Source organism: Candidatus Mycoplasma haematominutum 'Birmingham 1' (genome assembly GCF_000319365.1).
In the GTDB taxonomy this organism is placed as follows: domain Bacteria; phylum Bacillota_I; class Bacilli_A; order Mycoplasmatales; family Mycoplasmoidaceae; genus Eperythrozoon_A; species Eperythrozoon_A haematominutum.
Genome location: NC_021007.1, coordinates 130,717 through 147,113, shown reverse-complemented (window position 1 = coordinate 147,113; position 16,397 = coordinate 130,717). Strand labels below are relative to the sequence as shown.

The window sequence follows — 16,397 nt, the reverse complement described above, 5'->3', positions numbered from 1 at the left end:
GCTTTTAAAGGCCCTTGTCGAGGAGTCCTTCTCTTTAATATACTCATAATTTAAGGAGTATTATATTTGTTTTAATTTAAAAGGATGAATTTACTCAAAACTTTTAATTTTAGTGGAACATCTATCAATGTTTCGCGACATATGGCTTAGAAAAATTGGTGGAGCGTGGGGGAATAGAATCTTCCTCTAGGTCTAAACGTCCTCTGATTTCGCTGGAAAAAATGGTTGAATTCGATCTTCACTTAGGTATGCAATCTAGGCTCTGGAATCCTAAAATGTCTCCATTTATAGTTCAAAATCATAAATATAAAAAAAGACATATTATTTCCCTTCAAAAGACAATACAACATTTAGATAGTATTTATTCTTACCTCTTTGATCTTTCCAGATCTGGACTTGAAATTATGCTGGTAGCTTCTAGAAATAAGGTTATCTCAGAAATTGTGAGAGATGCGGCGCAGAGGGTAAATGCTTTTTATATCACCCATAGATGGCTAGGAGGATTGTTAACTAATTTCAAGCAAGTGAATAAAACTTTAAAGATCTTAACTGAATTGGATGACATGCTACAAAAAGAGGACATTTCTAAGCAATTAACTAAAAAAGAAATTCTGCAATTAAAGAAAAAGAAATTAAAAATTGAAAAAAATTATGCAGGAATTAAAGGTTTGACTAAATTGCCAAATGTACTTATAGTTTTTAATCCAGTAAATGATTTAATTTCTATTCAAGAGGCCAATAAAATGGAAATTCCTGTAGTTGGAGTAGTAAATAGTAATAATAATCCTGAATTAATTAATTTTGTAATTCCAGCCAATAACACCTCTCCCAAGTCAATATATTTAATTGCTAATTTATTGTGTGATGCAATTGCTGAAGCCGTAGGTCAAAATACAGTTATTGCATACAAGGAAGATAGTGAAATTGTGCTACCCAAACATTTAGAAATTATTACCTCTGTTCCCCTACAGGAGCGTACAACTCACTAAATGGTGTTTGAATTCCGAAGATAAAAGCTTTCGGCTTCGAAAGCGCATCTCAATATGTGAAGCTATTTATGCAAATTTAATAATTGATAATCTTAAAGCTCAATATGATAAGTCCTCCTGAACAGGATTCGAGCGAAAAATATATAGACAGTACCTTAAGAGAAAAGAATATTTTATGAATAGTATTAGTCAACTTTTGAAGGTTGGTTGAACCTTACAGAGGTTGAACCTTACGATTCTTGCAATCATACTGGAGGCTATTGTCGAATATGAAGTATTTAAGACAGAGCCTGCGATATTAATACATCAATCTCTTCTCATTTCGAAAGAATATGGGGGTGGAGAGGACAAATTGGTACACGCTGTCATAGATAATTACCTTAAGAAAAAATACAGACAGGAGGACAAAAATTAGTACTTAGGTGAAAACACAGTTATTGATATTGAATGTTTTTCAGTGTATTTGCCCCGGCAATTACTCTAGCAATAGCAATAGCAATAGCAGCGAAAAATTCTATGAAACCAAATGAAACTGGCAGCATTGTAACCTTATCTGTAAGTTCTCCACTATATTTAACTGCTTTTTTCTATTATGTATATCAGTCTTTCAGGGAAAACTATCCTTTGAGAGAATTTATAAAACCTACAAGAATAAAATACTTTCACTCTGGATTGGTTTCTGCTTTTTCACTATTTGGCTCCTATTTGGCTCTCTGAGTGGTTGCCTATAAAACCGAAAAAGACTGAGTGTGATACATAGATTTAGGGCTTGTGATGCTATTTGGGTTGATTACCACCATCTATATTTCGCTTTATGAATTTTGCATCTCTTTCGATGTATTCTATAGCAAAAATAAACGCGAATTAGTGCACAACTTCCTGGAAAAAGCTACCGGGAAGAAGTTAGATTTAATCGCAGATTAGGGTGAAAAAACTAAATCATGAAATTGATAACAAATATTTCTTGGATGCTATTTCTAAATTATCTGTTGCTTGTTCTCTAGATAAAGAAGGAATTGCAGAATTTCTGGCTGAATCTTTCAAATATGTTTTAACTAGGGAATATTCAGAATGTCCTACTGAGGTAAATATCGATATAGAAAATTGCAAAATCGATATTTTTAAGCAGTTGAAAATTGTCTCTGATGAATATTATTTCGGAGAGGGAATGGAAGACTCGGAAAACTTCATTCCAATGAGTAAAGTCTTAAAAAAGACTAAAGGTAAGAAATTAGAGGGAGAGATTTATTCTGAACCTATTTACCTTCATAAACTTGACTCTAAAATTGTGAAAAATATTTTGCTACACTTCCAGAAATTGACTCTTGAGGCCATGAATCAAAAAATATATAACAAGTGAATAAAGCGTAAGGGGGAAGTATTTGAGGGAATGGTGGAAAGGGTACTAGAGACTAAGGAAAAACTCCCTAAGGAAGCTGTAGTAACTCTAATTGATCCTGAAAATGAACTTGAAACTACAAAGGGAGTGCTGCACAGAATGGATTTTGTACAGTCTCTATCTAATAGTGGATATAGAATATATGAAACCCTAATACCTGGGAAAATATATTATTTCCAGGTAAAAGATGTTGTAGAGAATTCAGCGGGGTGTCCTATTCTCTTATCTAGAACGAGTCCTGAAATAGTGAAATATTTAATGAAGCGACATATCTCGGAATTACATGAAGGATTAGTAGAAATCAAGGCTATCTCTAGAATTTCTGGAATTAAAAGTAAAGTATTGGTGAGTACGAAAAATAATAATATAGACCCTGTAGGCTGCTGTATAGGCCCTAAAGGGAGTAGATTAAAGGTAATTTCCTCCCAATTAATGAATGAAAGAATAGATGTAATTCTCTGAAATTCAGATCCAATTAAAAATATTGTGAATGCTTTTTCGAATGCAACTATTTTGGGTTACAAAATATTGGAAGAAGAAGAAAATACAATTCTTTTAATCTCAACACTTGAAAATCTATTATTGGCAATTGGCCGAAGGGGAGTAAATGTTAAATTGGTTTCCCTTCTAACTGGTTGAAAAATATTTATAAAAACTATTCAAGAAGCGAAGAGTGAGCGAATTGACTATATCCCTATAGATGAAGGATGGGATTCCAAAACATCGGATATTTCGGGCAGATTATATAGGCTGCATAAATTTAAGTATTCAGATAGGGAGAACTCTTCCGAAGAACAGGAAGCGAATTAAGGTTTTTTTCTAAGTCTCCCTTCGCGGGGAGATTGAAGGACTAAAAATGACTGAATTTAAATACCAAAATAAAGCAGTTTCAGTTAAATATTTCTCTGAGACGACTCAAATTCCGCCAGTTGAAATTATTAAGTATTTCTTTCTCAGGGGAAAGGAGATGACACTTAATTCCTGACTAAATGAAAAATACTGTAGAGAATTGTGCGATGAATTTGGATTGAAATTTTTGAAGGAAGAAAGGGAAAGATTGAGTAAATTTCAGCTAGAGTCTGAGCTTTTATCAGGAAGAGAAAATAATTCGGTTGAGTTAGTGAAAAAAATCCCAGTAGTAGCTGTGATGGGTCATGTAAATCATGGAAAAACTACATTATTAGATCGGATTAGAAAAACAAATGTTGCAGAAAGAGAATATGCGAGAATCACTCAACATATTTCTTCCTACCAAATTAAGTTCAAGGATGCATTTATTACCTTTTTAGATACTCCAGGTCATGAAATTTTTCAAAAATTAAGAAACATTGGTGGGGTAATTGCAGATGTAATCGTGCTTGTAATTTCAATAGAGGATGGTGTGCAATCTCAAACTAAGGAGGTAATTGAATACTACAAATCAAATAATCTCAAGTTAATTATTTTCGTCAATAAGATAGACAGGGGTGATCACTCTATCGAAAATTTGAAACAGCAACTCACGGGAGAGGGAATTGAACTAGAAGAATGGGGTGGAGATGTATTGTTAGTAAAAGGTTCTGCGAAGACTGGTGCTGGAGTGGAAGAATTGTTAGATACTATCCAATTGCTTGCAGAAATGGAGGAATACTGTACCACACTCTCTCCTCCTGCCATTGGAATTATCTTGGAATCGCGAATGGAAAGAGGGCTTGGAGCCATTGCTGAGATCATAACCATTAGGGGTACTCTAACGGCTGGAGATTACATTTCAGGAAAAAAAGTGTACTGTAAGATCAAGGCTATTCTAGGAGAAGGAAGAGAAAAAATCACAAAATTGGCGCCCGCTACTCCTGCGACTATTTCTGGCTTTGAAACTCTTCCTCCCCCCGGTACTCGTTTTTTCTCTTTTGTCTCCAAAGAGCAAGCGCTACAAAACTACAGAGAATTGGGGGAAGGTGAAGACTCCTTCCACTTTAAAGAGGGAAGTGAATTAGCTGAAAGGGAAAATCCTACTCATTTTTCTTTTATTGTGAAGAGTAGAGTTTGCGGCTCTTCTGAAGCTATACAAGCATTTCTCGGTAGATTTAACTATTCAGTAATTTCGATGGGGGCTGGAGAAATTAATGAAACTGATTTAAAACAAGCTTCTATTAAAAAGGCAATAATTATTAATTTTGAGCAAAAAATTTCCAGGAAAATAGAGGATCAATTGAACTTTTTGAATATTCCTGTTTGGTCCATCCGATCAATTTATGAACTAGAGGAAAAGATTTTAGATCATATAGAAAAGCATAGAATTGTTGAGAAAATTGAAAAAATTTTAGGAAGATGTAAGGTTATTCGATTGTGATCTCACTCCAGAATTGGTACTATTGCGGGGTGCTCTGTACTGTCGGGAAAAATTCAATTGAATCATAAAGTCAAGTTAATTCGAGAGGGAAATTTACTCACTAAAACTACTATTAAATCTTTCAAAATAGAGACTTTTGAGGTAAAAGAGGCGTTGGAGGGACAAGAATGTGGGATTGTATTAACGAATTGAAATAATGTTGAACTTGATGATGTAATAGAAAGCTATGAGATAATTGAACGAAAAGTTTAAAAGAATTGTATCTAAAGCATGAAAAGCTATCAAAAGATATTTATGCCGTGTTGAGACGTATTTGACTTAGTGAATTAAACGAACAATTTTATGCTTTCATAGGTATAAATTTCATAAAAATTAACAAAAGTGTAAGTCAGGTAGTAATTTACCTAGATTTAGACTCTCTTGCTCCTAAATGGAGCAAGGAAGAAACTCTACTAAAGCTTAGGAAATTATCCCCCTTTTTTAAGAGGCAACTAGTGGAAAAATTGAAACTACCTACCTACTGTAAATTGATTTTTCAGGAAGATAACTTTATAAAACAAGCTAGAAAAGTAGAAAATCTCATTACAGCTGAACTAAAAAAATAAAAGTTATGTCTGAAAAGTTAACTTTGGAACAAATTGAGGATCAAGAGTTGGCTCAATTATTTATGCACAAAAATTTTGAGAGTACCAGTAGTGAGAAATCATTTATCTCTGATATTTTTGTACATTCTCGAGAAGAATTTTTCGAAAAGAATCCTACTCCCTCTAAAACGCTCTATCAGAGGCTTCAATCAGAAGAGGGGATCAAAGATTCTATCACAAAAAGCCTTGAAAAGGCGCTAGAAGCTTATCATAGTAGGAGAGAATTTAGGAAAAAAATGAATGCCTTATTCAGATTGAGTATTCGTAAAAAGGGGGAATTGATGACAATGAATATTCCTTTTTTAGGTGCTGACTACAGATATTTCTATACCTATCTTGCCTACTACAAGAAAGAGCTTAAGGCTTCTTGGGGAGAGTTTAATGCCTTTGTGGATATTACATTGAAAATTCCTGGAAATTTTGCAAAACTTAAAAAATTTGAACTTAGAGGCGCTGGCGCTTTATTGATGCTGATTATCGGACTACTGGTGGCGAGAACTTTTTTGTCCAATTGGGAGTCAATTAAAAGTATTAGTGCTCATTCTCATTTTTTCTCCTCATGACTTGAGGCGATGTTGATTCTCTGCATTCTAGCTGGAATAGCTCTAGTATTTCCCTACATTGTGCTGGGAATTTTTTACTTTATAAACATTAACTATCTCTATCAGTCGAAATATTTTCACTATTTTATTGTGTTATGTAGCCTCGCTGCGGGAATACTATTTTTACTGGCGTTTTTTAACTTTTTGTTTTATCAATACATATTGCTAACTGGAGGATGAGGCATAGTGGACCTTAAATATCAAAGCGATTCTGCACAGAAATAACACAATCATTTTCAACTGGAAACTAGAGGTATTTGATATTTAAAACTTACATTAGAATCGGGAGCTGGAGGGGATGGAATTATCTCCTGAGCTAGAAATCGATATAACTCCAGAATGGGTCCCGCTGGAGGGGATGGGGGAAATGGTGCTTCAATAATTTTTCAGGTAGAACCCAAAATATTAGATTTTGCACACATTCAACCTCAAAAATTAAAAGCTTTAAGGGGGGAAAATGGTCAAAAAAATAATAAAAACGGAAAATCTGCTGCGCATTTAATTCTCAAAGTTCCCCCCTCTACTGAAATCTACGATCCAACTAAAAAAATGAGATTATCGCATTTAAAAAGAGCGGGAGAAACTTACTTGGCATGTAAGGGGGGCCGAGGAGGCAGGGGCAACAAATCTTTTAGAAATGCTAAACTGCAATCTCCCTGACTATATGAATTGGGAGAGAAAGGAGCAAAAAAAGAGGTATTCTTAAAAGTTGAAAATTCAGTGTTAATCGCATTTTGAAATTTTTTAGATACCAAATGTAAGCCTACTGATATTTTTGAAAAATCCGTTTTATACAGCTCAAAGATTGAATTTTTAAGGCTTTCCAGCGCTGACTTAAATAATTATCCAGAAGCCATAAAATTTTGTGCAACTTGTATATTTCTCTTGAAATCAGAAGATAGCAAAAATATAAAGTTAGCTCAAAATTTTTTAGAAAAATTTAACAAATTTAAAGTGTTAACAATATTGATACAGTCAGAAAACTCTGAATATAAAGGGGAAAAAATATTATCTAGATATGGAGTTGTATGGCCCCTCCCCCTGGAGGAACTTCAAAAACAAATTATGAGTAAAAAATTAGTTGAATTTGTCGCTTCCCTTCCTTCTCCTCTTCCTGCATTATCTCCCGAGAATAACACAGACGCTGAATATGTGGAATATTCAGATGAACTCTTTCCTGAAAAGGGAGAACTAAAAGTTTTAAAGACTCCTGAAGGATGAGAGGTTAATTCGCAATCCATCACCTATTGAGGGGAAAGGATTCCCCAGACAACAATACATAATATAGAGAGGTTGAAGCAAAAAGTTAAGTTAGAGGAAATTATGAAACAGTTAAAAAGAACAGGGGGGAAAAGGGGGGAAAAGCTTAAGGTCGGTGCGCTTGAAACTGAAATTTACTAAATCTAAATGAAGATAATTTTCCTGACTGGTGGTGTATATTCTTCACTGGGAAAGGGAGTCCTTCTCTCTTCAATAGGTAAGGTGCTTCAGTTTGAGGGATTCAGCTGTAATGTACTGAAATTTGATCCCTATTTAAATTACAATTCGCGATTTTTATCCCCATTGCAGCATGGAGAAGTTTTTGTTACTAAAGATGGTGAAGAAACTGATTTAGATTTGGGACATTATGAGCGATTTTTGGATCTAGAATTAAGCTCTCAATCATGCTATACCTCTGGAAAAATTTACTATGAGTTACTCGAAAAAGAAAGGAGGGGTGAATTTCAGGGAAAAACTGTGCAGGTAGTTCCTCACTTAGTGCAAGAAATTATCTCTAAAATAAATCATTTTGAGTCTCAAAATACAGACGTTTTACTAATAGAGTTAGGAGGGACTGTTTTTGATATAGAGCAGAAACCGTTTTTAATAGCTGCTTCTCAATTGAAAGCCCGAAAAGAAAACAGTGATATGATTTTCATACATGTGGCTCCTGCCTTGACTTTAAATCACAATGGAGAAATTAAAACAAAGCCCATTCAACATTCAGTATCTCTTTTAAAGGAAGTAGGAATAAATCCTGATCTACTAATTATTAAGGGAGAGTCAGTATTAACGGAGGCTGAGCTCACCAAAATAAGTCAAAATTTTCCCTCAATACCTGGTGAGAGAATAGTTTCAGCTCCATATCAGTTAAATATTTATGAAATACCCAATTATCTTTATAAAAAGGAAAAATTGTTTTCTAAACTGTCAACTTTACTTCAATTGGAAAAACGAGAAACTAATACTCAATTAATAGCTTCCTGAGAGTCTTTTAATGCCCAACTTCAGTCCAAGCATTCAAAAACTATAAATGTAATCATAGTGGGAAAATATTCTGCCTCGAGGGAATCATATTATTCCATTATTCAATCTCTAGAATTTGCTGCAAGTTCGCTTTCAGCTAAATTGAATATAGAAATTATTCAATCTGATTTACTCACTACAGAAAGTCAGTTGAAATCAGCTCAGATAATTTGTATTCCTCCAGGATTTGGTCATAAATCTTTAGATGGAATATTTCTTGCAATTAAATATGCTAGAGAAAAAAGAATTCCATTCTTGGCGCTATGCTTAGGCATGCAGTTAACAATCATTGAATTTTTTAGAAATGTGTTAAATGTTTCTCTAGCTAACAGTTTGGAGTTTGACTCTGCAGCTGAGTACCCAATAATTACCTCCTGAAAACCCAACAGGGAAATGAGAATAGGTGACCAAACTATTAAATTTAGTGAAAATTCACTAATTTACAAAGTATACTCTTCGGCCGAAAAGGTTGCGAGACATCGACATAGATATATATTTAACTGGGAATTATCTCAAAAGGAGGCTAATTTTCAAAAATCTTCCCTAAAAGTTACTGCTTGATCAGATAACATTGCTGAGGGAGTAGAATTGCAGGGGCACCCTTTTTTTATAGGGGTGCAGTACCATCCAGAATTTAATTCTCGACCTTTATCTCCAGAACCCTTATTTTCAAGTCTGATATCTGCGGCAATACAGCAAAACTATTAATTAAAAATAAGAGGCCTGCAAGGGCCTTAAAAACTTAAAACTTAAATGTTAACTCAACCGAGAGGCACAAAAACCCTGTTAGGAGAGAGACTTGAGAAAAAAAGATGATTGCAGGAGGAGTTAACTAAATGGGCGGAAAAATTTAATTTTCAGGAAATAGAAACTCCTACATTCGAACACAGTGAGTTATTCGTTGGAGAGAAGCCAGATAGTGAAAGTATATTAGAAAAAGAGCTATTCTATTTGGAAGGCAAAAAATATGCCTTAAAGCCAGAGGAGACAGCTGCAATCTCTCGAGTAGTTTTTACAGATAAACTTTTACAACGCTCTTCCTCTCCCCTAAAGTTTTTTTATTTTTCGCAATGTTTTAGATATGAACGACCGCAAAAGGGGAGGTTTCGAGAGTTTACTCAATTTGGGGTAGAGCTAATCAGATGCAACTCTATCTTTCATGAAATAGAACTTATTCTATCGCTTGATGAATTGCTGAGAAAAACATTTAACCTAAACCTAGAACTGCGCATTAATTATTTATCTAATTCCGATACCAAGAGAAAATGATCTCGTCAGTTAACTACTTATTTTGAATCTTCCCCTCAGCAACTCAGCAAATTATCTCAAGAAAGAATATTTAAAAATCCTATAAGAATATTAGATGATAAGCGAGACTCTCAGACAGAATTAGTTAAATCATCTCCAAAAATAAGACATCTTCTCACTAATATAGAAACTTTAAATCTTGCTGAAATAAAAAGATATTTAACTAAATTAAATGTTCAGTATGTATGAGATGAGTCTTTAGTGCGCGGTCTAGACTACTACACTGGTCTAGTATTTGAGTGAAATTACAATGGTTTAACTATCGCAGGAGGGGGAAGATACGATGAAATGTTTCAAAGATTTGCAAAGGATGCTGATCATATATCTTCTATAGGCATGGCTTTAGGTTTAGAGAGATTACAAGAAGTGCTAGATGAAACTTCATTTAACTGGCCATTACGAAAAAAGATAAAAGTATATCTTTGCTATTTACTAGACAATATTGAGTTGGAAATTTTACTATTCATAAAAAGAATGAGGCTTCTAGGAATAATTGTGGAAACTAATTGAGATATCAGGGAATTAAAAACTCACTTTAGACTCTCTGAAAAATTAAATATTCAATGACTTCTAATTTATGGAGAACAGGAAAAGACAAAAGGTGAAATAATACTAAAACAGCAACTGAAAAATTACAAAATTCACTTTTCGCTAGCTGATGGAAATTCTCTAGTGAATGAAATAAGAAGGGTAGCTTTCCAAGAAGCTTAGGCTTCTTAATTGCTCTCGGGGAAAATCCCCATAGATAAAGTTAGAGAATTTAATACCCAAAAAATTGTCATTGGGGGATTTGTGGAACATGTTAGGAAATTAAAAAATATCGCCTTCGTGATAGTAAGGGACTGCACCTCTTCTATTCAGGTAGTTTTTCCAAAAGATAAATTAATTCCACTGAGTAAGGAGAGTGTAGTTTTCATTGAGGGTGTTGCCTCCAAAAAAAGGGGAGAGGAGAATTATGAAATTTTTGGAGAATCTATTCAAGTATTATCGAGGGCTGAAAAAGCTATACCTATAGACTTGGGAGAAGAAAAAGTGAGTGAAGAGCGACATCGAATGAAATATAGATATCTAGACTTAAGGAGAAAAAAAATCAAAAATTCTATTGTATTTAATTCAAGAGCAAAATTTATTGCCTCTTCATTTTTGCACTCTCTGGACTTTATTGAAATTACTACTCCCATTCTTTCCTTTCCCTCGAAAGAGGGAGCTCAAACTTTTTCAACTCTTCCAAATTCAGTCTCCCCTAGTAGCTTTACACTGGCTCAGTCTCCCCAAATGTATAAACAATTACTTATGATAGGAGGATTTGAGAAATATTTTCAGTTCTCAACCAGTTTTAGGGCAGAAAAATTAAGAGAAGATAGACAATTCGAGTTCACTCAATTAGATATAGAATTATCTTTCTCCGCTAGAAAGGAAATTTTTGAGTTAATTGAAAACTTGATTAACAAAATATGCTCCGAATTACTCCCAAAGGTTGCAATACCTAAAAATTTTTCTGTCATTACATACAGAGATGCTATCTGGAAATATGGTACTGATAGCCCTGATTTGAGAAATCCCATAGAAATTTTTGAGTTATATGAAAAAGTGGGCGATTCTCTAAAGAGTGGAGAATATTGCTTTTGCATTTTACTTGATAATTCCTATCAACTCACATCAGAATTTTTCGCAAAATTGGATTCAAACATTAATTGGATTCAAACCAATGATAAAGGGAAGAGGGAAGGAAATTATGAAGAGTGGATTCTCTCCTACCTCAATAAATTAAATTTTTCGAGAGATAAAACGCTTTTGTATCTCGCTAGCGATGATAAAAACTACATTTCTCAGCTCAGAAAATTGGGTGAGTTGAGAAAGGTAATCTGAGAGCAATCAGCAGTATTTACAATGAGCAGAGAGCTTAAATTTGTCTGAATAGTCGAATGACCTTATTTTGAATTGAGTGACACGAAGGAACTTAAGGTGATGCATCATCCCTTCACATTACCTAATATTCCAGAAGAGGTGAAAGAAGATCACCTGAAATGAAACTCTTGTGGTTACGATTTAGTGCTTAATGGGGTAGAGATTGCCTCTGGAGGAGAAAGAATTACAGACCGCAATCTCCAGAAGAGAATATTCCAACTTTTAGGTTTAACTGATGTACAAATTCAGGAAAACTTTGGATGATTTCTAGAAGCTCTCCAATATGGTGTTCCTCCTCATCTAGGAATAGCTATAGGGTGGGAGAGATTCATTCAAACGATCTTACATCTTTCCTCAATTAGAGATGTAATTGCATTCCCTAAAAACTCTCATGGAGTATGTTCAATGAGTTCCTACAAACCAGTTAATTAATTTAATCTCTCTTTAACGACATCTCTGAGGGAAAAAAAGTTTTATCTGAGATACAGCACAAGTGAAAGGATAGGTGAGAGAGGGAAAATACATATAAATTTCAAGACGATCTTCTTAAACCTAAATACTATGTATTAGATATGTTTCCCTACCCTTCGGGGGTGGGATTGCATGTTGGTCATGTAAAAGGATATCTAGCTACGGATATTATTGCAAGGTACAAAAAGATGAAGGGATTTTCTGTATTACATCCCATTGGATGAGATGCCTTTGGTCTGCCTGCGGAACAGTTTGCGAACGAAAATAAATCTGATCCAAATACATTTACACAGAAAAATATCTCAAACTTTCGAGCAGAATTGAAATCCCTATTTTTTAGCTATGATTTCTCAAAAGAGATAGATAGTACTGACCCTAAATACTATGCAATAACTCAGTGAATTTTTATCCAACTATACCTCCGGGGATTAGCGGCAATAGAGTCACAAAAAGTTAACTGGGTAGCAGAATTACATACTGTTTTAGCTAATGAAGAGATTTATCTAGGTGAGGATGGTAAATACTATTCCGAAAGGGGAAATTTTCCAGTAGAACATAAAAAATTAAACCAATGAGTGCTCAAAATTACTAGGTATGCTAAGGCTTTAAGTGAAGATTTGAAATTACTGGATTGGCCTGAAAGAATTAAAACAATTCAGAATGAGTGAATCGGTCTACAAAAAGTCTACAAATTTACCTTGAAACTTAAAGGAAGAGAATTCTATCATTTTGAGTCTGATCTTGATCAATTGCGATCCATTTCTGGTTTTTATATCTATCAAACATCTGAAATATATAAATTACTAAATTTATCCAATACTCCTAAAGATGGGGAAGTTCTCTTTTACTACAACGATGCTCAAACCATTGTAAAAATACCTATTCAGTTTAAAGTTGGAGAACCTCCCTCTGACCAAGAATTATTTCCAATCTATAAAAAATTTATGAGTAAAAAACAATTACCCTACTACATTGATTGAAAAATGTTGCCTAGAGAGACTTCCTTTAAATTACAAGACTGAATTTTCTCGAGACAAAGGTACTGGGGAGAGCCTTTTCCTATTTATTATGACAGCGATGGTCATATTTTCACTGAAGAGGAGCTTCCCTTAAAGCTGCCTCCATATAAAGTTATTGAACGGAAAGAAGGATATTCGGCTCCATTAGAGCACTATGAAGAATGAATGATTAAATCTCCCGGTTTTAAACGAGACCCTAATACTATGCCTAATTGAGCTGCCTCCTCCTGATATTTCCTAGCATATTTACTTAAAAAAGAGGGGGGAGGTTATCTCCCCCTCTGGTCTAGAGAGGCTAGAACATTAATTGAAAGGTGAATGCCAGTAGACCTCTATATTGGGGGTCAAGAACACGCAACAATGCATTTAATTTATGCTCGTTTTTGATACAAGGTTATATGTGAAATACTTAATTTAAAAACTCTACCAGAACCCTTTAAATATTTAGTTAATCAGGGAATGATACTTGGAGAAGATGGAAAAAAAATGTCTAAATCTAAAAAAAATTATGTTTCTGTCTCAGGTCTGCTGGAGAAATACGGAGCTGATGAAATTAGGTTAAGTGTTGCCTTTTTAGGCCCTTTAGAGTTAACCCAATTTTGAGATAACAGACAATTACATAGTTTTCAAACGTGGTTGGAAAAAATATACTCCTACTTCGTCTCAATTAAGTCAGTAATTAGCAATCATGGTCTAGATGAAAATACACTGGCAGCTTTTCTCTTAAAAATTGAATCTAATATTACCTCTTTCAAATTCAATATGTTGGTCTCAGAGCTAATGATTTACTTCAAATATCTTAAAAATAAGGAATTAAAAAATTTAACTGAAGCTAAATCATTTATTCAGGTACTTTCCTATCTAGCGCCTTCAGTGGCTGAAGAAATTTGAATAGAAATTCTACATCAACGAGAATCTGTATATCTCTCGACCTGACCTACAATTGCAGCATCAGATACCAAAAAAGTTTCTAACTACTCTATTCAACTAAATAACAAATATAGACTCTCCATAAAACTTCCGAGAAAATTGAAGACTCCAGAGCAAATTTTTGCACATTTTTCTCAAACTCCAGAATACCAAAATTTAATACTAAATAAAACTCTTGAAAAGTATATAGTGATTCCTCACAGGGTAATCAATTTAATTACAAAATAATAGAGTGAAATTTAAAAATTATCTCTATCCTGAAGATTTTTACTTCGCAAATAATCAAATTATTCTGACTAATTTAGGCAGAATAAAATCCACAAGATTTCGGAGAAAAATTACAGGCTCAAGAATTGCTGCAGTCATTGGAAGAAATAAATATCACTCTCCTTTTCAGGTATGATGTGATATCCTTGGATTCACTGAAAGTGAAATCGAGCCGTATTTTTCTAATGCTGGTACTGTGATTGAAAAAGTATTGCTTGAATATGCAAAGAAAGAATTAAATAAAAGTTTCAAATCTTATGACTCTAAAGAAATAGGGTATGATGCTTTTCCGGATCATGAAATATTTGGGGGAATTCCTGATGGAGAAGAAATTGTGGGTAAAAAAGTGCAATCAGTAATTGAAATTAAAACTACACCTATTGACAGTTATATTTATACCTTTAAGGACAATGAATTGAGACTAGTTAAAGACAAGGAGGGCATCCCTAAGGTAAAAGAATACAAGGGAAATATACATAAATGATTTGCTTTCTCTGAAAACCAGCTAAGAATTCCTGAAGAATATCAGTATCAATTAGCGCTATATCTATATTTACGTCAGATAGAAAAGGGATATTTCTGCATTGGTTTCTTAAATACTTCTCACTATCTAAAACCTGAAACTTTTACTGCCAGGCCTAAAGCTGAATTGGGAAAAACTAATCCTCAGATAGTAATAATTGATGAGATGAATATAGATTTAGAAAAATTTTCTCAGGTAATTGCAGAGGCTGAGAGTTGATATAGAAGACACGTTATAAAGGGGGTAAGCCCCCCTATGACTCCCCAGGATCTTAACTGAATCCGATTTGGTTTTCCTGCACTTTAAAAAGTGTCTGAGCCCAAACTCCCTCAAACCAGGAGGGTAATTGAAACTTTTGGACTCAAATTTCTACAAAAAATTAAAGAATATAGGTATATCTGTCTATTTTTACACGTTAAACCTGACTGTGATTCCTATGCTTCTGTGTTTGCATTACACAAATGATTAAAAAATAATTTTCCGAAAAAAAAGGTCATTATCTGAATAGAACCGGCACAGTTAACTAAAAATGAAAAACTATTATTTCACTGAACTGAGAAAATCAAAACTAAACTTCCTGATGAAAAATTAAAAGAAAGTCTTGGAATAATAGTAGATACTCCTATTCAAGAGAGGGTACTATCTCAAAAACATACACTTTGTAGGGAGACTATTATTATTGATCATCATCCAAAAATGGACTTATTCTCACAGTTGGAATTTGTAAATCACTCTTACTCTTCTACATCAGAAATATTAGCTGAACTCTTCCTATTTTTAGAAGAACAAAATGAAAAATACATTTTTGAAACTCACCTATCTAGATATCTATATGTAGGAATAATTACAGACAGCAATCACCTAAAGGATAATGTGACTCCCTCCACCTTCTATATTCTGTGAAGAATACTCTCTAAAGGTATAAATAGAAAGTCAATAAATGATTTAATTGTGGAAAATTCTTTGGATCAAAAATTATTTGATCAAGAAGTAGTGAAAAATATAAGAATCACTCCTAATGGTCTTGCTTTCTCTATAGTGACTAATAGACTTCTCCAAAAATATTCAATCCAAGATTATTTGCCTGCCATCTCTAATCTAGAAAATATTGCAGGAATCGAAATTTGGGTAATAATTATCTATGATAAATCAATCAAGAGGTGAAAATGTTCTATCAGATCTAAGGAATTGCCAATAGATAATATTGCTCAACAATTTAAGGGGGGCGGACACAAGAAAAGTGCAGCTGTCCTGTTTAAACATAAATGAGAATACTGAGAATTGTTAAACTTACTAGACGATTATTTAATCAAATTTGGATATGCTAATAGTTCGGGAGGAGAGAAATTCGGGAGAACTTATGCTCTCCCGACTTATCGGAAACTGTCCCAAAAATTAAATTTCCGAAAGAGTTAAATTAGGGACTTCTCTCACTGGAATAGTACTCAAGTGATTTAAGAGGGCAGCTTGGAGAGCTGTTAGATAGAGTATATCTCTATGCGGAGGTTTGAATCCTCTCTATTCCGCCAAAATATCTCAGTAATCTATACTAGATTTCTGGGGGTGTAGTTCAATTGGCAGAACATCAGTCTTCAAAACTGAGTGTTGCGGGTTCGAGTCCTGCCACCCCCGCCATAATATGTAATTACTTTTTAAAAGATATAATTTTGTCTTCACTACTTCATTTAATTAGATAAAACAGAGGGATACTCCTACCTC

General features: G+C 34.0%; 14 protein-coding genes and 2 tRNA genes. All 16 read left to right on the top strand.

Features of this window, described 5'->3' with window-relative positions; genetic code table 4:
* Positions 1-158 precede the first annotated feature (158 nt).
* The 16 genes from rpsB (at position 159) to MHM_RS00740 (ending at position 16,313) form a co-directional block, all read left to right on the top strand.
* Positions 159-989 (top strand): 30S ribosomal protein S2, encoded by an 831-nt coding sequence (gene rpsB, locus MHM_RS00815; protein WP_245529183.1) that lies wholly within the window; start codon positions 159-161, stop codon positions 987-989.
* Between the two features lie 7 nt (positions 990-996).
* Positions 997-1,404 carry a transcription antitermination factor NusB gene (locus tag MHM_RS00810; RefSeq protein ID WP_015511531.1) on the top strand — a complete coding sequence of 136 codons (408 nt, stop codon included), beginning with the start codon at positions 997-999 and terminating at the stop codon, positions 1,402-1,404.
* Positions 1,405-1,436: 32 nt separating this feature from the next.
* Positions 1,437-1,913, top strand: coding sequence for a hypothetical protein (locus tag MHM_RS00805; protein WP_015511530.1), 477 nt, complete (start codon positions 1,437-1,439; stop codon positions 1,911-1,913).
* Position 1,914: 1 nt separating this feature from the next.
* Positions 1,915-3,198 carry a NusA N-terminal domain-containing protein gene (locus tag MHM_RS00800; protein WP_015511529.1) on the top strand — a complete coding sequence of 428 codons (1,284 nt, stop codon included), beginning with the start codon at positions 1,915-1,917 and terminating at the stop codon, positions 3,196-3,198.
* Positions 3,199-3,244: 46 nt separating this feature from the next.
* Positions 3,245-4,972 (top strand): translation initiation factor IF-2, encoded by a 1,728-nt coding sequence (infB, locus tag MHM_RS00795; protein WP_015511528.1) that lies wholly within the window; start codon positions 3,245-3,247, stop codon positions 4,970-4,972.
* A gap of 5 nt (positions 4,973-4,977) precedes the next feature.
* A complete protein-coding gene (locus MHM_RS00790) occupies positions 4,978-5,325 on the top strand; it encodes a ribosome-binding factor A (RefSeq protein ID WP_015511527.1) in 348 nt (115 codons plus the stop codon).
* Between the two features lie 5 nt (positions 5,326-5,330).
* Positions 5,331-6,191, top strand: coding sequence for a hypothetical protein (locus MHM_RS00785; protein ID WP_015511526.1), 861 nt, complete (start codon positions 5,331-5,333; stop codon positions 6,189-6,191).
* Positions 6,192-6,206: 15 nt separating this feature from the next.
* Complete coding sequence (locus tag MHM_RS00780) at positions 6,207-7,367, top strand: Obg family GTPase (RefSeq protein ID WP_222808994.1); 1,161 nt, start codon at positions 6,207-6,209, stop codon at positions 7,365-7,367.
* A 6-nt stretch (positions 7,368-7,373) separates the two neighbouring features.
* Positions 7,374-8,960 carry a CTP synthase gene (locus MHM_RS00775; RefSeq protein ID WP_015511524.1) on the top strand — a complete coding sequence of 529 codons (1,587 nt, stop codon included), beginning with the start codon at positions 7,374-7,376 and terminating at the stop codon, positions 8,958-8,960.
* 45 nt (positions 8,961-9,005) lie between these two features.
* Complete coding sequence (gene hisS / locus MHM_RS00770; protein ID WP_015511523.1) at positions 9,006-10,271, top strand: histidine--tRNA ligase; 1,266 nt, start codon at positions 9,006-9,008, stop codon at positions 10,269-10,271.
* 9 nt (positions 10,272-10,280) lie between these two features.
* Positions 10,281-11,900, top strand: coding sequence for an aspartate--tRNA ligase (gene aspS, locus MHM_RS00765; RefSeq protein ID WP_015511522.1), 1,620 nt, complete (start codon positions 10,281-10,283; stop codon positions 11,898-11,900).
* Positions 11,901-12,040: 140 nt separating this feature from the next.
* Positions 12,041-14,116, top strand: coding sequence for a class I tRNA ligase family protein (locus tag MHM_RS00760; protein WP_015511521.1), 2,076 nt, complete (start codon positions 12,041-12,043; stop codon positions 14,114-14,116).
* A gap of 4 nt (positions 14,117-14,120) precedes the next feature.
* Positions 14,121-14,984, top strand: coding sequence for an MPN551 family DNA-binding protein (locus MHM_RS00755; RefSeq protein ID WP_015511520.1), 864 nt, complete (start codon positions 14,121-14,123; stop codon positions 14,982-14,984).
* Between the two features lie 3 nt (positions 14,985-14,987).
* Positions 14,988-16,094 carry a DHH family phosphoesterase gene (locus MHM_RS00750; protein ID WP_015511519.1) on the top strand — a complete coding sequence of 369 codons (1,107 nt, stop codon included), beginning with the start codon at positions 14,988-14,990 and terminating at the stop codon, positions 16,092-16,094.
* Between the two features lie 19 nt (positions 16,095-16,113).
* Positions 16,114-16,207 (top strand) — tRNA-Ser (locus MHM_RS00745).
* A 30-nt stretch (positions 16,208-16,237) separates the two neighbouring features.
* Positions 16,238-16,313, top strand: a tRNA-Trp gene (locus MHM_RS00740).
* Positions 16,314-16,397: the final 84 nt, after the last annotated feature.